General features: G+C 70.9%; 16 protein-coding genes. 9 read left to right on the plus strand and 7 right to left on the minus strand.

All coding sequences use genetic code 11. From position 1 onward, the window contains the following. Positions 1-54 precede the first annotated feature (54 nt). Genes rpiA through rnhA form a run of 3 tightly spaced genes read left to right on the plus strand, consistent with a single transcriptional unit; the run spans position 55 to position 1,656 of the window. On the plus strand, positions 55-750 hold the full coding sequence (rpiA, locus tag M9914_10640; protein MCO5174634.1) for a ribose-5-phosphate isomerase RpiA: 696 nt from the start codon (positions 55-57) through the stop codon (positions 748-750). Beyond that, a complete protein-coding gene (acpS, locus tag M9914_10645; GenBank protein ID MCO5174635.1) occupies positions 747-1,145 on the plus strand; it encodes a holo-ACP synthase in 399 nt (132 codons plus the stop codon). The genes rpiA and acpS overlap by 4 nt, the downstream gene beginning before the upstream one ends. Beyond that, a complete protein-coding gene (gene rnhA, locus M9914_10650) occupies positions 1,123-1,656 on the plus strand; it encodes a ribonuclease HI (GenBank protein MCO5174636.1) in 534 nt (177 codons plus the stop codon). The genes acpS and rnhA overlap by 23 nt, the downstream gene beginning before the upstream one ends. Positions 1,657-1,765: 109 nt before the next feature. Here the strand turns inward: rnhA and M9914_10655 are convergent, their stop codons facing one another. Together M9914_10655 and M9914_10660 are read right to left on the minus strand one after the other, a co-directional pair. After that, positions 1,766-2,980 (minus strand): M20/M25/M40 family metallo-hydrolase, encoded by a 1,215-nt coding sequence (locus M9914_10655; GenBank protein MCO5174637.1) that lies wholly within the window; start codon positions 2,978-2,980, stop codon positions 1,766-1,768. Then, positions 2,977-3,642, minus strand: coding sequence for a response regulator transcription factor (locus M9914_10660; protein MCO5174638.1), 666 nt, complete (start codon positions 3,640-3,642; stop codon positions 2,977-2,979). The genes M9914_10655 and M9914_10660 overlap by 4 nt, the downstream gene beginning before the upstream one ends. 239 nt (positions 3,643-3,881) lie before the next feature. Between M9914_10660 and M9914_10665 the strand changes: the two genes are divergently transcribed. After that, a complete protein-coding gene (locus M9914_10665; GenBank protein MCO5174639.1) occupies positions 3,882-4,706 on the plus strand; it encodes a putative dsRNA-binding protein in 825 nt (274 codons plus the stop codon). Positions 4,707-4,779: 73 nt separating this feature from the next. Here the strand turns inward: M9914_10665 and M9914_10670 are convergent, their stop codons facing one another. Beyond that, a complete protein-coding gene (locus tag M9914_10670; GenBank protein ID MCO5174640.1) occupies positions 4,780-5,118 on the minus strand; it encodes a hypothetical protein in 339 nt (112 codons plus the stop codon). A 161-nt stretch (positions 5,119-5,279) separates the two neighbouring features. Between M9914_10670 and M9914_10675 the strand changes: the two genes are divergently transcribed. Continuing rightward, positions 5,280-7,397: a cation:proton antiporter gene (locus M9914_10675; GenBank protein MCO5174641.1), complete on the plus strand. Its 2,118-nt coding sequence runs from the start codon at positions 5,280-5,282 to the stop codon at positions 7,395-7,397. A 156-nt stretch (positions 7,398-7,553) separates the two neighbouring features. Here M9914_10675 and M9914_10680 read toward each other — a convergent pair whose 3' ends face one another. The 3 genes from M9914_10680 to M9914_10690 all read right to left on the minus strand — a co-directional run bounded on the left by M9914_10680 (position 7,554) and on the right by M9914_10690 (position 11,024). Then, positions 7,554-8,264 (minus strand): Crp/Fnr family transcriptional regulator, encoded by a 711-nt coding sequence (locus M9914_10680; GenBank protein ID MCO5174642.1) that lies wholly within the window; start codon positions 8,262-8,264, stop codon positions 7,554-7,556. A 115-nt stretch (positions 8,265-8,379) separates the two neighbouring features. Next, positions 8,380-9,516, minus strand: a complete 1,137-nt coding sequence (locus tag M9914_10685) for a DsbA family protein (GenBank protein MCO5174643.1) — start codon at positions 9,514-9,516, stop codon at positions 8,380-8,382. Next, positions 9,513-11,024 carry a carboxypeptidase M32 gene (locus tag M9914_10690; GenBank protein MCO5174644.1) on the minus strand — a complete coding sequence of 504 codons (1,512 nt, stop codon included), beginning with the start codon at positions 11,022-11,024 and terminating at the stop codon, positions 9,513-9,515. The genes M9914_10685 and M9914_10690 overlap by 4 nt, the downstream gene beginning before the upstream one ends. 63 nt (positions 11,025-11,087) lie before the next feature. Between M9914_10690 and M9914_10695 the strand changes: the two genes are divergently transcribed. Genes M9914_10695 through M9914_10705 form a run of 3 tightly spaced genes read left to right on the plus strand, consistent with a single transcriptional unit; the run spans position 11,088 to position 13,963 of the window. After that, positions 11,088-12,815, plus strand: coding sequence for a dynamin family protein (locus M9914_10695; GenBank protein MCO5174645.1), 1,728 nt, complete (start codon positions 11,088-11,090; stop codon positions 12,813-12,815). Positions 12,816-12,875: 60 nt separating this feature from the next. Then, a complete protein-coding gene (pheA, locus tag M9914_10700; protein MCO5174646.1) occupies positions 12,876-13,739 on the plus strand; it encodes a prephenate dehydratase in 864 nt (287 codons plus the stop codon). Positions 13,740-13,741: 2 nt separating this feature from the next. Further along, positions 13,742-13,963, plus strand: coding sequence for an RNA-binding S4 domain-containing protein (locus M9914_10705; protein MCO5174647.1), 222 nt, complete (start codon positions 13,742-13,744; stop codon positions 13,961-13,963). A gap of 58 nt (positions 13,964-14,021) precedes the next feature. Here the strand turns inward: M9914_10705 and M9914_10710 are convergent, their stop codons facing one another. Further along, positions 14,022-14,873 (minus strand): Uma2 family endonuclease, encoded by an 852-nt coding sequence (locus M9914_10710; protein MCO5174648.1) that lies wholly within the window; start codon positions 14,871-14,873, stop codon positions 14,022-14,024. A 149-nt stretch (positions 14,874-15,022) separates the two neighbouring features. On the opposite strand from M9914_10710, the gene carB reads away from it, so the two are divergent. Continuing rightward, positions 15,023-18,106 (plus strand): carbamoyl-phosphate synthase large subunit, encoded by a 3,084-nt coding sequence (carB, locus tag M9914_10715; GenBank protein ID MCO5174649.1) that lies wholly within the window; start codon positions 15,023-15,025, stop codon positions 18,104-18,106. Positions 18,107-18,128 lie beyond the last annotated feature (22 nt).

The following is an 18,128-nucleotide window of genomic DNA, read 5'->3' on the forward strand; positions in this document are numbered from 1 at the left end:
CCCACGCACCGAAGCGCCGCCGACCCGCCGGCACCTGACGGTATGCTCCGGAGCATGAGCGAAGCGATCACCGGTGCCGAGGCCATGAAACGGGCGGCGGCGCTGCGCGCCCTAGCCCTCGTCAACAGCGGCATGCTCCTCGGCCTCGGCACGGGCAGCACCGCCCGCTGGCTCGTCGAGGAGCTGGGGCGAGCCCTCGCGCGCGGGGAGCTGACGGACGTGCGCGGTGTCGCGACCTCGAGGCAGACGGAGACGCAAGCCGCCGGGCTCGGGATCCCCCTCGTCGACCTGCCGCCCGAGGGCGTCGACCTCGCCATAGACGGCATGGACGAGCTCACGGTGGGCCTTGACGCCGTCAAGGGCCTCGGCGGGGCGCTGACCAGGGAGAAGATCGTGGCTACCGCGGCCAAGCGGTTCGTGCTGATCGGCGACGCCACCAAGCTGGTCGCCCACCTCGGTGAGAAGGCGCCGCTGCCGGTCGAGGTCGTCCGCTTCGGGCGGCTGCGCACCGAACGCCTGCTTACGGAGTTCGGCGGGGAGGTCAGGCAGCGGCTGGCGGGTACGGAACCGTTCGTGACGGACAACGGCAACCTCGTCTACGACATCCACTTCCAGGCCCCGTTCGACGCGCGCTCGCTGGCCGCGCGCCTGGCCGACACCCCCGGCGTCGTGGAGCACGGGCTCTTCCTAGGCATGGCCGAGCGCGCCTTCGTGGCCACGGCCACGGGCGTCGACGAGGTCGCCGGTTGATCGTCGCCGTCGGGCTCGACATGGTCGAGCTCTCCCGCATCCGGAGGGCGCTCGAGCGCTTCCCCGACCGGTTCGTCGGGCGCGTCTTCCACCCCGAGGAGCTCGCGGCGCTGGCGGACCGCACGGACAAGGTGCCGGGGCTGGCGGCGCGGTTCGCCGCCAAGGAGGCCTTCCAGAAGTGCTGGCCGACGTCGTTCGGCTGGCGCGACGTCTGGGTCGTGAAGGACGGCAGCCGCCCCGTGCTGCGCATGGCGCCCCCGTTGCGGGAAGCATGCGAGCGCGAGGGCCTCAGCGCCCACGTGTCGCTGACGCACGCGCGCGAGACGGCCGCCGCCGTGGTGGTGCTCGAGCTGCGGGTTACAGTGGCGCCTCATGTGCCCGAAGAACGACCCTGACTCGCAGGCGAGCCTCTTCGCCGCCTCCCCCGGCGCCGCGACCGACCGACCCGCGCCCCTAGCCCCCTTGCGCAACGTGACGGCCTACACGGACGGCTCGTGCGACACGGCGAGCGGCCACGGCGGGTGGGCGTACATGCTCGTCGCGGACGGCCAGGAGCGGACGGAAGCCGGTTACGCCCCTGACACCACCAACAACCGCATGGAGCTGACGGCGGCCGTGCGCGCCCTCGCGGCCCTCGAGCAGGCGTCGGACGTGACCGTCGTGACGGACAGCGAGTACCTGAAGAAGGCCTTCACGGACGGCTGGCTCAAGAACTGGCTACGCAACGGCTGGCGCACCGCCGCGCGGCAGCCGGTCAAGAACCGCGACCTGTGGGAAGAGCTGCTCGAGTTGGAGAAGCGGCACCGCGTACGGTGGTCGTGGACCAAGGGCCATGCGGGCCACGCGGAGAACGAGGCCGTCGACGCGCTGGCGCTGGCGGCGCGGCGCTCGCGCGGGCGGCGCTGAGCGGTCGGGGACGGGCGATCGGCTCCAGGCGCCGGGAGGTGGCCACCGCCGATAGGTTCCGCGGGACCGCTACCGGCGAGACGACCCGTTCACGCGCGTCGCGCGGCCTTCAGGCCAGCCGCGCCAACAAGCTGCTGAGGGCCGCCAGGCCGGCGCTCAACGACGCCGGCTCGAGCCATTCGTCGAGGCGGTGGGCGTTGCCCCCGCGGTAGCCGCCGAAGGCGATGGCCGGGATGCCCGCGGCCATGGCCGGGTTGGCGTCGGTGCTGGCCGCGGAGGTCTTGTGCGTCACGCCGACCTCGGCGTACGCCGCCCTGGCCGCGGCCACGAGCCGCTCGTTGTCCGAGCGCCCGGCCTGGCGCGCGCCGACCTGCACGAGCTCGACGCCGGCCCCGGCCGCCTTCGCCGCCGCGCGCACGGCGGCGAGAGCCGCCGCCTCCAGGGCGGCCAGCGTGGCCGCGTCGAGGCTTCTCAGGTCGAGGTTGAACCCCGCGCGCTCCGCGATGGCGTTGACGCTCGTGCCGCCCCACACCTGGCCGACGTTGAGGCTCGAGCGTGGCGCGGTCGGCACCCTCACGCGCCGCAAGGCGGCGATCGCCTCGCCGGCGGCGTGCACGGCGCTGGCGGCGCCGTAGTCGCCCCACGAGTGGCCGCCCGGCGCCGTGAAGCGCGCCTCGTAGCGCGCGGAGCCGACGGCCGTGTCCGTGATGGAGCCGAGCCCGCCGTCGAACGCCACGAACGCGTCGGCTCCGCGCCCGAGCTCGGCTACCAGGTGCTTGGCGCCGCGGAGGTCGCCGAGGCCCTCCTCACCGACCGTCGCGGCGACCACTAGGTGCGGCCTGTCGGAGCGCCCCGGCAGGTCGCGGGTCTGGAGATACCTGGTCAGTACGGCGAGCGACGCGGCGTTGTCGCCGATGCCCGGGCCGCTCCAGCGCTCGTGGCCCTGGATGACGCTCACGTCCACGTCAGGACCGAACACGCTGTCGAGGTGGGCGGCCACCGCCACTGTCGGCACGCGCGCGGCGCCCTGGCCCTCGGCGCGGCCGCCTGGTCGAGAGGGCGGGACGTGCGCGACGACGTTACCTACGGCGTCCAGACGCGCGTCGAGGCCGGCCTCGCGCCATAACCGCATGACGAGCGCCGCCCGGTCGCCTTCCGAGCCCGTCGGGGCCGGGGTCTGAGCGATGGTGAGGAGGAGGGTCCGTAAGGCGGCTGCGTCCGCCGCGGGGTCGGCCGCGACCCGGGCGCCGACGTCAGCGGCCCCGTCGGCGCGGTGGCCGACCTCGGCGTGTGGCGGCATGGACGCCGCCCGCTTGCCCGTCACTGCTGCGAGTCTTGGAGCGTGGCGATCCCTTCGCGCAGGGCGTAGAGCGCCGCTTGCGTGCGGTTGTTCAGACGCAGCTTGGAGAAGATCTCGGAGAGGCGGTTGCGCACCGTCTTCTCGCTGACGTTGAGCGACGTGGCGATCTCCTGGTTGGTGGCGCCTTGCGCGAGGAGCCTGAGGATGTCCTCCTCGCGCTCGGTGAGCTCGCTGAGCTTGTGCTCGGGGTGGCTCGGGAGGTCGCCGAGCTTCCGGAACTCGTCGAGGATCGAGGCGGCCATCTCGGCGTTCAGGAGCGTCTCGCCGGCCGCTACGCGGCGGATGGCCGTCACCAACTCGGTGGCGCCGGCGTCCTTGAGCATGTAGCCGCGAGCGCCCGCCTTGATCGCCTCGAACACGTAGCGGTCCTGGCGGTACATGGTGAGGATGATCACGCGCGCTTCGGGCCACTCGGCGAGGATGGCCTTGGTCGCGGCGACGCCGTCGAGCTCGGGCATCTGGATGTCCATGAGGACGACGTCCGGACGGGTCTCGAGGGCGTAACGGACGGCCTCGCGGCCGGTAGAGGCCTCGCCTATGACGCGGAAGTCCTCCTCCGTCTCGAGGATGCTCCGAAGGCCTTGCCTGAACATGGCATGGTCGTCGCTTAGCAGCAGGCGGGTCATGGGCCCAATCGTAGCGTATGCGCCCGGCCCGGCGCGGTCCGACTCGCCACCCCCGAAAGCGTGCTACCCTTCCCGGGCAGCTGCCGGGCACGCGGCGTCACCGCTACTCGCGTCCTCACCGCCGTACATGGCATGGAGGCGGTCCGGCGACGGCGGGCGTCCGGCAGCTGCATGCTAAGGGCGCGGTCGGCACCGACCCGGGCCTTGATGAGACCGCATGAACCAAGGATGGAGTGAACATGGCGCACCCCAAGGGGTTGCTGATCGAACGCGCCCAACGGCTCGGCCTGCCACGGCCGGAGTTCGACACGGCGCGCACGGGACCCGAGCACGAGCCGTCGTTCCTGAGCGATGTCACGATCGACGGCGAGCTGCTCGGCACGGGCCAGGGCGGCTCCAAGCGCGAGGCGGAGCGGCAAGCGGCCGAAGAGGCGCTTAGCACCCTCGACAAGCGCGAGGCGGCAGGCGGCTCGATCGGCGTGCAAACGAAGGCCGGCGCGAAGGCCTCGAGTACCAAGGCGACGAGCGCCGCCCGGCCGCCGGCCGACGATGAGGAGGCAGTTCCGGCCCCCGGTGGCAAGCGTGCCGCCAAGGGCGGGAAGGCTGCCGACACTGCCAAGGCGGCCAAGGGCACGCAAGTGGCCAAGGGCGCGCGCGTGACCAAGGAAGCCGCCAAGGGACAGGCGAAGGGGGCCGCCAAGACCGCGCAGAAGGAAGGCCGGCCTCCAGCGGGCGGCCGGCAGACCACCGTCGGTCCGGACGCGGCGACGTCCAGGGGCGGGGCCGCCGACGCAAGCGGCGCCAAGGCGGCCGCGACGCCGGCCCAGCCCGCGACGACCGCCGCCTTCGAGCGAGAAGACGCCGAACCGTTCAGCGGTCCGTGGCCCATGATCGACGACGTCCTCGCGAGCGTCATCACCGTCGCCGAGAGGCGCGTGAGCGCCGACCTGCGCGGCGAGACGGCGCTCGTCGCCATCCGCGACTTCGCTCTGCGGCTCTACAAGGACATGCTCGCCGACCTGGGCGAGGTCGTCGAGGAGGACGAGGAAGAAGAGCAGGAGTAAACGGTCGCAGGCCGGAGCGGGGCCTCGTCCCGGCCTGCGGTCGCGGGGCCCGGCTCCGGTCGGCGCTCCGCGTTCAGTCCGGCGCGGCGGCAGCCTTCGCGAACCTCTCGATCCGCTTGAGGTCCTGGGTCGCCTTCTCGCGCATGAGCATGTCGCGCAGACCAGGGCTCACGTCTACGTCCGAGATGCCCTGGATCTCGATGATGTCAAGCATCTTGGCGCCGAAGGCGCGCAAGGGTGTCGCCAGCTCGATGCCGGCGGTCGTCGTCGGCGTGGCGGCCTCGAGGGCGAGCAGGTCGGCGTCGAGGCCGCCCGCAGCGGGGTTGACGCTCACGACGACGTCCCCATGGTCGGTCGTCACCAGGTAGCGCCTGTCCGCCCGCCTCCCCGCTCCGTCCGGTGTCCGACTCATCCCCGCGACGCTAGCACGCCCGAGCCGCCGAGCGCCTCTCACGGCTACCTGGTCTTCACGCCGCTCGTCGGTTATGGTCGGGGCCGCCATAGGCCGCGACCTCGCGGGAGGATAAGGAGACGACCACGGCACCGTTCACAGCCGCCCCACACGGAGACGTCTTGCACCTGCTCGTGCAGGTCGCGCTGCTCCTGTTCGCAGCTCGCGCCCTCGGCGAGCTGGCGCGACGCTTCAACCAGCCCTCGGTCGTCGGCGAGCTCCTCGCCGGCATCCTGTTGGGACCGTCGCTCGCCTCGAGCCTGATCCCCGCGTTCGGCCACTGGATGCTGCCGCAGAACGCGACGCAGGGCTATCTACTCGAGCTCGTCAGCCTGTTGGGGGCCATGTTCCTGCTCCTCATGACGGGGCTGGAGACCGACCTGCAGCTCGTCAGGCGGCACATCCGCACTGCCGTCGGCGTGTCGTTAGGTGGCATCATCGTCACGTTCTCCACTGGCTTCGCGCTCGGTCAGCTGCTGCCGGAGTCGCTGATAGGCCAGGGGCAAGGACGCCTCGTCTTCGCGCTCTTCGTCGCCACGTCCCTGGCGATCTCCTCGATCCCGGTCATCGCCAAGGTGCTCATCGACCTTAGGCTCATGCGTCGGGATATCGGCCAGACGATCCTCGCGGCCAGCATGAGCGATGACACCATCGGCTGGATCCTCCTATCGCTCGTGGCCGGCTTGGCGACCGGCGATGCCGTGACGACCGGCACTGTTCTCAGCACCGTTGGCAGCGTATTCGCGTTCATGGTGGTGTCGTTCACGTTGGGGCGGTGGTTGGTTCGTCAGGCCCTCGCCTTCGTGCAGGACCGGGTGGTCAGCCCGAATCGCCTCCTCACGCTGGTGATGGTGCTCACCCTTGCATGGGCAGCGGTGAGCCAGGCGCTGCACATCGAGGCGGTGCTCGGAGCGTTCGTCATGGGCGTGCTGTTCGGACAGATGCGCCGTCTGCCCGACGAAGTGCATAGCCATATCGAGGGCATGTCCGTAGGGATCTTCTCGCCCATCTTCCTGGCCGTGGCGGGTCTCAAGGTGGACCTGCGCAGTCTGCTGGAACCGAGGCTACTCATGGTGGTCCTCGGCGTCATCGCCATCGCTACCCTCGGCAAGGTCGCCGGCACTTATCTGGGCGCCCGCCTGGTCGGCCGCCACGGGCACTGGACGGCGCTCGCCTACGGCGCTGGACTGAACGCCCGTGGGGCCATGGGCATCATCATGGCCGCGATCGGGCTCCAGCTGGGCATAATCGGCCAGGACATGTACTCGATCATCGTGGTCATGGCGATGACGACGTCCATCATGGCGCCGACGGCCCTACGCTTCGTGCTCGCCCGCGTGAAGCCGGACGAGGAAGAGGCACGCCGGCTACGCCAGGAGGAGCTGGCGGAGGACAGCCTGATCGCCAACGTCCACCGCGTGCTGTTTCCCGTGCGTGGTCCCCGAACGGGCCAGAGCAGGCCTGCTCCGAGAACCATCGAGGCCTTCGTGCTCGACAAGCTGGGCAAGGACCTGTCCGTCACGTTGCTCAACGTCACCAGTCCGGGCCAGAAGGCGGCCGCTCAGGGCTTCCTCGGCGACCTCGCGAGCGGCTTCGACAACGGCGAGGTGACGCGCAGGGTCGTCGAATCCGAAGCGACCGTCGACGCGATCCTCGACGAGGCGGCCAAGGATTACGACCTCATCGTTCTCGGCGCCTCCGAGCAGGCAGGCACGAACGAGGTCGTCTTCAACCGCGTCGTCGATCAGGTGGTGCGCATGGCGCCCTGCCCCACCATGGTCGTGAAGGGCGCGGGGGAGCCAGCCTCCTGGCCGCCGCGACGCATCCTCGTGCCGAGCGACGGCTCTGCCGCAGGCCGCCACGCCGCCGAGCTCGCCTTCGCGCTGGCGGCGGACACGGCGGTGCACGTAGCCCTGCTCAACGTAGCCGTGCAGCAGCCCGGACCGTACCGCCTGGACGCCAGCGGCGCCGCCGAGAAGCGCCAACTCGCGGCGGCCAACCAGATCGTCGACAACCTGCGCCAGCTCGGCGAAGCGCGCGGCGTGAGACCGAGCACCGAGGTGCGCGTGGCGGCGGACCCCGTCTCCGCCATCCTCAGCGTGGCGACCCAGCTCGAGTACGACCTGATAGTGCTCGGCACGGACGTGCGCCCAGGCTCGGAGCGGCTCTACCTCGGACCGCGCGTCGAGCGCATCCTGGCCGCGGCCGAGGTTCCCGTCATCGTCATCAACGGCTCCTGAGCCGAGCGCCACGGCAGCGCGCCGCCGCGAGCGCTCCGGGCTCCGGGAGCGTAAGCGTGCTCCATGGCGCCACGACGACGGCACCAGGACGACGGAAGGGGCCGGTCCCGTAAGGCCGGCCCCTCGCACAACGCTTGGTCTAGCTCAGTAGCGGCTCTAGGTGCTCGCCTCGTCGAGGAACGCCTGCAACCGCTCCGTGTTGACGGTGATGGGCGCGCGCCTGCGGCGCACGGCCCCGTACTCGAGGAGCCGCGCCAGGCAGTGGCTGACGGTCTCACGCGTCGCGCCGATCATCTTCGCGAGGTCTTGCTGCGTGAGCGTCAGGTCGATGACCGTCCCGCGCTCGGAGACCGTGCCGAAGTCCTTGGCGAGCCTGAGGAGCAGGTTGGCCAGGCGCCCCGGCGCATCGAAGGCGCCGACCTCGGCTTGCCACTGCTGCGCCTGCCACAGACGCGTGCTCATGACCTGGATGAACTTCATGGCGATGCGCGGCTGCTGCTGCAGTAGACGCTGGAACTCCATCTCGGGCATGACGATGAGCGTCGTGTCCATGACCGCCTCGGCCTGGTTCGGGCGCCTCTCGCTCTGCAGGAGGAGGAGCTCTCCGAAGATGTCGTACTTGCCGAGCAGCCCCAGGATCATCTCCTTGCCGTTCGGGAAGTACATGGAGATCTTCACCATGCCGTCGCGGATGAAGTAGAGGGCGTCCGCCGGGTCTTCCATGTGGTAGATGATCTCGCCCGCCGCGAAGCGCTTGTAGGGCGTGATCTTCGCCATCTGCTCGATCTCGTCCGGAGTGAGGTCCTCGAACAGCTCCGTGTTCTTGAGGTGCCAAACCAGACTCGGGTACTGGCTCGCTTCCGTCATCTTCTTCCCCTTCGAGCGTGACCGCGTAGCCCGGCACCAAAGCCTTGTGCCCCGCCACGCTCCTCACACGTCGTCGTTCCGGTTCTCACTATCGCACATGAGAAGCGCCGAACGCTCACGGTTGCACAGGCTGCGCCTCGCCGGCCATGGCGCTACTCAGCCGCATGAGGCGCAAGTAATCGGCCACGTCCCGGTAGTCGCCGACCTTGAGGCCGTCGACGAAGACGGTAGGGGTGCCCGTCAGGCGCAGGTCCTGGGCGGCCACGCGGTAGGACTCCTCCACCAGCGCGCCGTAGCGACCGCTGCGCACGCACTCCGCCAGCCCGTCGGCAGAGAGCCCGGCGTCCTCGGCGATGGTGACGAACAGGGGCAGCGGATCCGGTCGGCCCGCCCATTCGTCCTGGCGCGTGAAGAGCGCGCTCTGGAAGGTCCAGAACGCGTCCTCGCCGGCGGCGAAGTCGACGAGCTCGGCCGTGGTCGCCGCCAGGCACTCGCTCGCCTCCGCCGCGACGGTGGCGTTCGGATGGATGCTCTTGAGCGGGAAGTGGTAGAGCTCGAGGCGCACGTCGCCGCGCGGGAGGAGCTCGCTCCTCACCACGGGCATCCCCAGCGCCTCGAACTGCGCGCAGTACGGGCACTGCAGGTCGGTGAACAGGCGCACGACGTGCGGGGCGCCCAGGGGCCCGAGGACGTGCGCCGGCGGGCCGAAGCGGTCCGCGTCCACGTGCTGCGGCGCGAAGCGCACGCTGACCTCGGGGGTGGGGCCGGCAACGACGTCGACGAACATGAGGTACTCCATGACCTCGACGGCCACCTCGCCGACCCCGGTCAGCTCGGAGGCGCGCGTGCGGAAGAAGTCGGCGACCGGCGCGGCGATGCCGTCGCCGTAGCCGCTCGCGACTCCGACCAGCGCTCCGAGGAAGCGCACGTTCGCATCGCTCAGCGCCCCGGCCCCGTTGACCTCGACGGCCACCCCTTCGGAGGCGAGCACGCCGAACGCGAAGCCGCTGGAAGTGACGAAGCCCGTCCCGTCATCGGTCGGCGTGGGCTGGTAGTCGGAGAGCGCCGCCAGGATCGTCGCGGGAGGTTCGCCGATCTGGGCCCGCGCCACCCCCGGCAGCAAGGCAGTCAGGAGGGCCAGCGGGAGCGCGGCCGACCGCAGCGTCGCCAGGAGCGGCCGCGCGCCGCGGGTGCGAGCGAAGGCGCGCGCGGTGGGCGCGCTCACCGCGGTGCGCAGCTGACGCGCATTCATGCGAGCCCGTAAAGGGCGCCGTACTTGCCCTTGAGGTAGTCGACGTAGTGGCGGGAGTCGAGCTCAGAGCCGGTGGCTCGCCTGATCAGTTCGGCGGGCAGGTAGCGCGACCCGTGTCGGTGCACGTTCGAGCGCAGCCAGCCGAGGAGGGTCGCGAAGTCGCCCGAGCGCACGTCGGCGTCCAGCTCGGGCAGGGCGCCCCTGGCCGCCGCGAAGAGCTGCGCGCTCACCAGGTTGCCGAGGGCGTAGGTCGGGAAGTAGCCGACGAGCCCTACGGCCCAATGGATGTCCTGCAGGCACCCGAGCGCGTCGGAAGGCGGCGTGATGCCGAGGTAGGAGCGGTACAGGTCGTTCCACGCCGCCGGCAGGTCCTTGACGGCGAGGTCGCCGTTCAGCAACGCCAGTTCGAGCTCGAAGCGCACGAGGATGTGCAGGTTGTAGCTCACCTCGTCCGCCTCGACGCGGATGAGGCTGCTCTCGACGCGGTTGACGGCGGCGTAGAGGCTCTCCACGTCCTCGCCGCCGAGGGCCTCGGGGAAAGCCGCCCGCAGGGCGGGGAACGCGCCTTCCCAGTACGGGAGCGAGCGCCCGATCAGGTTCTCCCAGAGCCGCGACTGCGACTCGTGGATGCCGAGGCTGGCACCGTGAGCGAGGGGGGTGCGGTGGAACTCGGGCGCGAACCCTTGCTCGTACATGGCGTGGCCCGCCTCGTGCATCGTGCCGAAGAGGGCGGGGTTGAGGAACCGCTCGTCGTAACGCGTGGTGATCCTCACGTCGTCGGCACCGATGCCGATCGCGAAGGGGTGGGCCGTGACGTCGAGCCGGCCGCGCCGGAAGTCGTAACCGAACGAGGCCGCGGTGGCCTCGCAGACCCGGCGTTGCGCGTCGACCGGGTAGGCCCTACGCAACATCTCGTCGGAGAGCTGCACGCCGCTCCCGGCGATGGCCGCGAGCAAGGCTACCTGCTCCTCCTTCAGCGGTTCGAAGACCGCTGCGAGAGAGGCGGCCGTGGCCCCGGGCTCGTACTCGTCGAGGAGCGCGTCGTAACGTTGCCCGCCGCCACCGACGGCGTCGGCCTCCTCACGCTTGAGCTCCAGCACGGCCGCCAGCTCGGGCGCGAACAGGTCGAAGCGGTCCTCGCTGCGGGCCTTGGCCCAAGCGACGCGGGCGCTCGCCGTGCGGCGCGCCAACTCCTCGACGAGCCGCCGCGGCATCCGCCCCGCCCTGCTCGCGGTGCGGCGCGCGACGCGCACCATGGCGTGATCGCTGCCTGCGGGGTCTAGGCCGCTCGCCTCGAGCTCGTCGAGAAGACCCGTGTAGGCGGGGTCCGTCAGCCGCCCGTGCCGCAGGGCGTGGAGCGTGGCCTCCTGCTCGCCGCGGCCGGCCGCGGCGCCGGGCGGCATGTAGGTGTCCTGGTCCCAGGACAGTAGGTCGGCCGCGGCGGCCAGGTCGCTCAGGATGGCGGCCTCCGCGCGGAAGGCGCGTAGAGCTTCGGAGACGTCTCGCATGCCAGACAATATCAGCGCCCGGGGGGACGGGAACGCCGATGCCAGCGTGGTATCTTCGCCTCGATGCTCGAGTTGCCCACCAGGACGCGTGACCTGATAACCAAGGAGCGGGGCGCCATCACGGACCTCCTCGTCCTGCTCGCCAAGCTCGAGGCCGAGCCCGGTCACGTCGCCGACGTCCGCACGGCCGCCGACGACCTCGACGGCATCTTCCTGCTCGTGGTGGCGGGCGAGTTCAACGCCGGCAAGTCGAGCTTGGTGAACGCGCTCCTCGGCGAGCGCGTCATGCCGGAAGGCGTGACGCCCACGACCGACCGCGTCACGGTGATAACGCACGGCGAGGAGATCGGCGAGGCGGTCGACGGCCGCGACGTCGTCCGGCGCACCTATCCGAGCGACCTCCTCGACACGGTCGCCTTCGTCGACACCCCGGGCACGAACGCCATCGTGGCCTCCCACCAGGCGTTGACGGAGCGGTTCGTGCCCCGCGCCGACCTCGTGCTCTTCGTCACGAGCGCCGACCGGCCCTTCACGCAGAGCGAACGGGAGTTCCTCGAGCTCATCGCGTCCTGGGGCAAGAAGGTCGTGATGGTCGTCAACAAGGTGGACATCCTCGCCTCGGACGCCGAGAGAGAGACCGTCCTCGAGTACGTGGCGCGCCATGCGCGCGACACGCTCGGCTCCACCCCCGAGGTGTTCGGGGTCAGCGCCCGCCAGGCGTTCCAGGCGCGGCAGTCGGGCGACCAGTCCGGGCTGGAAGCGAGCGGCCTGCCGGCGCTGGAGACGGCCATCCGGGCGCGCCTCGGTGCCGACCGGCTCAAGCTGAAGCTGCTCACGCCCCTCGGCGTTGCCAAGCGGACCTCCGAGCATTACAAGGGCGTGCTCGACAACCGCCTGGGGCTCCTGACCGACGACAGCACCACCCTCGAGGTGATCGACAGGCAACGCAAGCGCTTCGAGTCCGAGATGCGGCGCGACCTCGGCCTGCACGTCGGGGCGGTGGCCCGCGTGCTCGAGGACGTGGCCAGGCGCGGCGAGGAGTTCTTCGACGACACCATCAGGTGGCGCCGCTTCGCCAAGCTCATGAACACCGAGCGCGTCAAGGATGAGTTCCAAGCCAAGGTCATCAAGGACGCCGAGGCCGAGATCGACGGCCGCCTCGGCGAGCTCGTCGACTGGTTCATCCAGCGCAACCTCCAGTTCTGGGAGGACGTGATGCGTTTCCTCAACGAGAAGCGCGCGGCCGAGCAGGAGCGCGTGATCGGCGAGGTCGGCGGACGCTTCCAGTACGACCGCCAGGCGCTGCTCAGGGGCCTGCGCGAGCGCGCCGAGGGCGCCCTGGAGGAGTACGACGCGCCGGCCGAGGCCAAGGCGATAGCCGATCGGCTACAGGCCTCCGTCGTCCGTACGGGGCTCTTCGAGGTAGGCGGCATCGGGTTGAGCGCAGCGATGCTCGCCCTCCTGACGGGCGCGGCCTTCGACATCACGGGCATCGCCATCGGCCTCACCGCCATCGGCCTCGGGCTGCTCGTGTTCCCGCGCCAGCGCGCCCGCTCCAAGCGCGAGCTCCGCGGCAAGCTGGACGAGCTCAGGACCGCCCTCGAGGAGGGTATCGGCAAGCAGTTCGCGCTCGAGCTCGAGCGCTCGCAGGAGAAGCTGTCCGGCGCCATCAGCCCGTACACGCGCTTCGTCGGCGCCGAGCTGGAGCGGCTGCACGAGCTGCAGGCCGAGCTCGGCGACCTGACGGGGCGGTTGGCGACGTTGAAGCACGAGGTGGAGACGACCGCCTGAGCCTCGGGCGAGCGCCGACGGTGCGGCCGGGCGCCTCCGGCTAGGGTTACACTCCTCGCCATGAGCGCAAAAGGATCCGTTCGCATCGCTTACCAAGGAGTCCCGGGAGCTTTCAGCGAGGAAGCCTCCCTAGGGTTCGCCCCGGGCGGCACGGCCGTCGGGTTCCCCTCCTTCGAGGAAGCGTTCGCGGCGGCCGCGGACGGCACGTGCGACTACGCGTGCCTGCCCGTCGAGAACAGCCTCGCGGGCTCCATCAACCAGACCTACGACCTCCTCACCGACTCGGCCCTGAACGTCGTCGGTGAGAGGATCGTGCGTGTGCACCACAACCTGCTCGCCAAGCCGGGCGTGAAACTCTCCGACATCAAGCGCGTCTACAGCCATCCGCAGGCGCTGGCACAGTGCGCCGGCTTCATCCGGCGCCACAAGTTCGAGGCCGTCACCGACTTCGACACGGCCGGGGCCGCGATGCTCCTGGCGCAGAACGGTGGGGAGGGCAAGGCGGCGATCGCCAGCGTGCGTGCCGCGCAGGAGTACGGTCTGGACGTGCTGGCGGAGAAGATCGAGGACCTCCCATTCAACTTCACGCGCTTCTTCGTGCTCGCCTACGGCGAGGGCAGGGGGCCCAAGTCGGACGGGGGCGGGGCCGTGCGCTTCAAGTCGAGCATGGTGCTGGCCACGCGCCACCGTCCGGGCGACCTCGTCACGTGCCTCGAGGTGTTCCCGAAGCACGACATCAACATGACCAAGCTGGAGTCGCGGCCCAGGCGCGACAAGCCGTGGAGCTACCTCTTCTACATCGACATCGACGGTCACATCGAGGAGCCGCACGTGGCCGCCGCGATGACCGATCTCATGCGCAGGGCGGCGTTCGTGAAGTTCCTGGGCAGCTACCCTGCCGCCGAGCCGATCGAGGTCAGCTGACCGTGGACGAGGCCCCCGCCATGCGCCTCGACGACGTGCTCAAGTTCTTCGGGGTGGCCGGCACGGGCGGCCACGCCAAGCAGCTGATCCAGTCGGGCGCCGTGCGCGTCAACGGCGTGACGGAGACGCGGCGTAAGCACCTCATCCAGGCGGGCGACAGCATCGCCGTCGGGGACGAAGCGTTCGTGGTCGAGTTCGAGAGGGCGCCGGAGCCCGGGGCCTGACCGGCGCCGCTCCGAGGAACGGCCCCGGCGGCGTGCCGGCCCACCGCGAGCCGAGCCCCTAGCCGCCGAGTGCGCTGCCCTCCCATGGGGGCTCGGCTCCCAGGGTCTCGACGGCCACGTCAGTCAGCCCGGTAACGGGGACCGCCTCGCCCGGGTACCAGAGCGTCCGCGAGCGGTAGGCGCCACCCCACGGCGAGCGGTACGCCTCCGTCCAGCCGCGCCGCACGTCCACCGACCACACCTCACGCACCCCTGCTGCGGCGTAGGCGGCGAGCCGCGCCTCCGTCGACCAGGCGGTCTGCGTGCCACGCTGCGCCGGCGATCGCCCCGACGACCGCGACTCGGCGCTCTGCCGGACCCCGGCGTCGGCGGTGGCCAGCTCGACCGCCAGCACGACGGCCTCGGCCTCCACTCCACCCCCGGCCCGTATCAGGTCGCTCGGCGGCGGGCCGGGACCCCACCTGCGGGGGCGGGCCAACAGCGCCAGGTCGGGGCGGAGCACCGACTCGGGCCCCAGCCGGACCAGGGCGAGCGTGATCACCTCGACCGGTGCCGCGTACGCCGTCCCGATCGCCGCCCCAGCGGCGGTCCCGGCCACGCCACTGGGCGCCGCGCTGACCAGCGCGACCTCGCCCGGTGCCGCGCCGCGCGCAGCGGCGCGCAGCGCGCCTTCCAAGCTCCCCCGCACCGACGCGAGGAGGGAGGCCTCGGCGGCGCGGCGCACGGTCTTCGCGGCCACGCGCCCGTCCAGCAGCTCCGCCCGGGCGGCGTCGGCCACCCCGCCTTCCCTCAGCGAGGCGAGGAACCCGGCAGCGGCCAGCCTCGGTTGCGGCAGCGACCGGCTCCATAGGCCCCTGCCGGCCCTGCCGAGCCGAGCACCCCCGTCGCCCTCGTCTCGTCCTCGCGTCATGCCGTCAAGCGTCGCAGCGGACGCAACTTCATGCAGCGTGGACATGGGTGGGCGCCGACCGGCGCTAGGCGCGTGCAGGAGCGGGGTATGCGCCGCGCCGCCGGCTGGGTGGTACACTCCTCCTTTGGTGATTGCGAGGCCCCTAATACATGCCTAGACGCGAAGATATACACAAGATCCTGATCCTCGGCTCCGGTCCCATCGTAATCGGGCAGGCGGCCGAGTTCGACTACTCGGGCACCCAGGCATGCAAGGCGTTACGCGGGGCCGGCTTCGAGGTCGTGCTCGTCAACTCGAACCCGGCGACGATCATGACCGACCCCGAGGTGGCCGATCGCACCTACATCGAGCCGCTCACCCCGGAGTTCGTCACGGAGGTCATCAAGGTCGAGCGCCCCGACGCGCTCCTCCCAACGCTCGGCGGCCAGACGGCCCTCAACCTCGCCGCCAGGCTCCACGAGCTCGGCGTGCTCGAGGAGTACGGCGTCAAGCTCATCGGCGCCAACTACTCGGCCATCCAGAAGGGCGAGGACCGCCAGCTCTTCCAGCAGGCCATGGCCAAGATCGGCATCAAGACCCCGGCCGGCAAGATGGTCACCTCGCTGGAGGAGGGCCTCGAGTTCGTCGCCACCATCGGCTACCCGGCCATCATCCGCCCGAGCTTCACGCTCGGCGGCACGGGCGGCGGCATCGCGTACGACGAGGCGCAGTTCCGCGCCATCGTCCACCAGGGCCTCCACGACTCGCCCGTCCATAGCGTCCTCGTCGAGCAGTCCGTCCTCGGCTGGAAGGAGTACGAGCTGGAGGTGATGCGCGACAAGAACGACACGGTCGTCATCATCTGCTCCATCGAGAACTTCGACCCGATGGGCGTGCACACCGGCGACAGCATCACGGTGGCGCCGGCCCAGACGTTGTCGGACAAGGAGTACCAGCGCCTGCGCGACTACTCCATCGCCATCATCAGGGAGATCGGCGTCGAGACGGGCGGCTCGAACATCCAGTTCGCCGTCAACCCCGTGGACGGCGACACCATCGTCATCGAGATGAACCCGCGCGTGTCGCGCTCGTCGGCCCTCGCCAGCAAGGCGACGGGCTACCCCATCGCCAAGATCGCGGCGCTGCTCGCCGTCGGCTACTACCTCGACGAGCTCCCGAACGACATCACCAAGGAGACGAAGGCGGCCTTCGAGCCGACCATCGACTACGTAGTCACCAAGGTCCCGCGCTTCGCCTTCGAGAAGTTCCCGACCGCCCCCACCGAGCTCGGCACGCAGATGCGCTCGGTCGGCGAGGTGATGGCCATCGGGCGCACGTTCAAGGAGTCGCTCCTGAAAGCCATGCGCTCCCAGGAGCTCGACGTGAGGGGCGCCACGGCGGGCGCCGGCGACGATGAGCTCGAGGCGCTGCTCTACCCCAACCCGCGCCGCCTCCCCGCCGTGCTCGAGCTGCTGCGCCGCGGCCGCTCCGTGCAGTCGCTCCACGCCGCCACCGGCATCGACCCGTGGTTCCTGACCCAGCTCAAGGAGATCACCCAAGCGGAGCGCGAAGTGCGCGCTGGGCCGGCCCCCGAGTCCTGGAGCTGGGAGCGGTGGCGCGAGGTCAAGCGCATCGGCCTCTCCGATCGCGAAGTAGCCGAGCTCACGGGCGCCGACCCGGGCGCGATCAGGGCTGCGCGCATCGCCAACGACGGCGCGCCCGTCTACAAGACCGTCGACACGTGCGCGGCGGAGTTCGAGGCCTACACCCCCTACCTCTACTCCACGTACGAGTGGGAGGACGAGGCTCCGCCTTCCGAGCGGCAGAAGGTCGTGATCCTCGGCTCCGGCCCCAACCGCATCGGTCAGGGCGTCGAGTTCGACTACGCCACCGTCCACGCCGTCTGGGCGCTCAAGGACGCCGGCTTCGAGACGGTGATGGTGAACTCGAACCCCGAGACCGTCTCGACGGACTACGACACGGCCGACCGCCTCTACTTCGAGCCGCTGACGTTCGAGGACGTCAGCAACATCGTCGACCACGAGCGGCCCGACGGCGTCATCGTCCAGCTCGGGGGCCAGACGCCCCTCAAGCTCGCGCGGGCGCTGACGGAGGCAGGGGCGCCCATCTGGGGCACGCCAGCCGCCGCCATCCACGCGGCGGAGGACCGCGACGCCTTCCACGCGCTCTGCCAGCGCCTGGGCGTGCCGCAGCCTCGCGGCGCCGTCGCCACGCACCCCGAGCAGGCGGTGAAGCTGGCGGAGGGTATCGGCTACCCGTTGATGGTGCGCCCGAGCTACGTGCTCGGTGGCCGCGCCATGCGCGTGGTGGGTAGCGCCGCCGAGCTCGCCATCTACCTGGACGAGGTGTACGCGGAGCTGCCCGACAACCCCTCGATCCTGCTCGACGAGTTCATCGCCGGCGCCAAGGAGCTGGACGTCGACGCGCTCTCCGACGGCTCGGTCACGGTGGTAGCCGGCATCATGGAGCACGTCGAGCTGGCCGGCATCCACTCCGGCGACAGCGCCTGCATCACCCCGCCCCTCACCATCTCGCCAGCGGCGCTCGCCAAGGTCGAGGAGCACACGGTGGCGCTGGCCCAGGCCATCGGAGTGCGCGGCCTCATCAACGTGCAGTACGTCGTGCGCGGCGACGACGTCATGGTGGTGGAAGCCAACCCGCGCGCCAGCCGCACCATCCCGTACCTCTCGAAGGCGATCGGCACGCCGCTCGCCAAGCTGGCGGCGCTCGTCTCGGCGGGCAAGAGCCTCGCGGAGTTGGGCTTCACCGCCACGCCGCGGCCCAAGCATTACAGCGTCAAGGAGGTCGTGCTCCCCTTCCTGAAGTTCAAGGGCGTCGCGCCGTTCCTCGGCCCCGAGATGCGCTCGACGGGCGAGAGCATGGGGATAGACGACGACCCCTACCTCGCCTACTACCGGGCAGCGCTCGGCGCCGGGGCCGCCCTACCGCGCGCTGGGCGGGTGCGCGTGGTCGGCACGGGGCTCGCCGCCCAGACGGCCGTCCTCACGGAGCTCGGCTTCGACGTCGTGGAGGGGTCGCTCCCGAGCGGCGCCGAGCCGGACTACGCCCTGCTCATCGACGTGGAGCACACGCCCGAGGCGCGGCGCGCGTTGGAGAACGGCGTCCCTTACGTGACCACGGCGGAGGCAGCCGCCTGGACCGTGAAGGCCATGGCCGCGGCGGCACGCGTGGCAGGGTCGCTGCCGGTCAGGCCGCTGCAAGACCTCGGCTGAGCGAGAGGCCCCGAAGGGGGCG

It is taken from the genome of Trueperaceae bacterium (assembly GCA_023954415.1).
Lineage (GTDB): Bacteria > Deinococcota > Deinococci > Deinococcales > Trueperaceae > JAAYYF01.

What these genes read in the sequence shown, in the direction of transcription:
- M9914_10685 (MCO5174643.1), bottom strand. Translation starts at nt 9,516, where the DNA reads ATGAATGCGCGTCAGCTGCGCACCGCGGTGAGCGCGCCCACCGCGCGC.
- M9914_10660 (MCO5174638.1), bottom strand. Translation starts at nt 3,642, where the DNA reads ATGACCCGCCTGCTGCTAAGCGACGACCATGCCATGTTCAGGCAAGGC.
- rpiA (MCO5174634.1), top strand. Translation starts at nt 55, where the DNA reads ATGAGCGAAGCGATCACCGGTGCCGAGGCCATGAAACGGGCGGCGGCG.
- pheA (MCO5174646.1), top strand. Translation starts at nt 12,876, where the DNA reads ATGAGCGCAAAAGGATCCGTTCGCATCGCTTACCAAGGAGTCCCGGGA.
- carB (MCO5174649.1), top strand. Translation starts at nt 15,023, where the DNA reads ATGCCTAGACGCGAAGATATACACAAGATCCTGATCCTCGGCTCCGGT.
- M9914_10665 (MCO5174639.1), top strand. Translation starts at nt 3,882, where the DNA reads ATGGCGCACCCCAAGGGGTTGCTGATCGAACGCGCCCAACGGCTCGGC.
- rnhA (MCO5174636.1), top strand. Translation starts at nt 1,123, where the DNA reads ATGTGCCCGAAGAACGACCCTGACTCGCAGGCGAGCCTCTTCGCCGCC.
- M9914_10670 (MCO5174640.1), bottom strand. Translation starts at nt 5,118, where the DNA reads ATGAGTCGGACACCGGACGGAGCGGGGAGGCGGGCGGACAGGCGCTAC.
- M9914_10680 (MCO5174642.1), bottom strand. Translation starts at nt 8,264, where the DNA reads ATGACGGAAGCGAGCCAGTACCCGAGTCTGGTTTGGCACCTCAAGAAC.
- M9914_10690 (MCO5174644.1), bottom strand. Translation starts at nt 11,024, where the DNA reads ATGCGAGACGTCTCCGAAGCTCTACGCGCCTTCCGCGCGGAGGCCGCC.
- M9914_10710 (MCO5174648.1), bottom strand. Translation starts at nt 14,873, where the DNA reads ATGACGCGAGGACGAGACGAGGGCGACGGGGGTGCTCGGCTCGGCAGG.
- M9914_10695 (MCO5174645.1), top strand. Translation starts at nt 11,088, where the DNA reads ATGCTCGAGTTGCCCACCAGGACGCGTGACCTGATAACCAAGGAGCGG.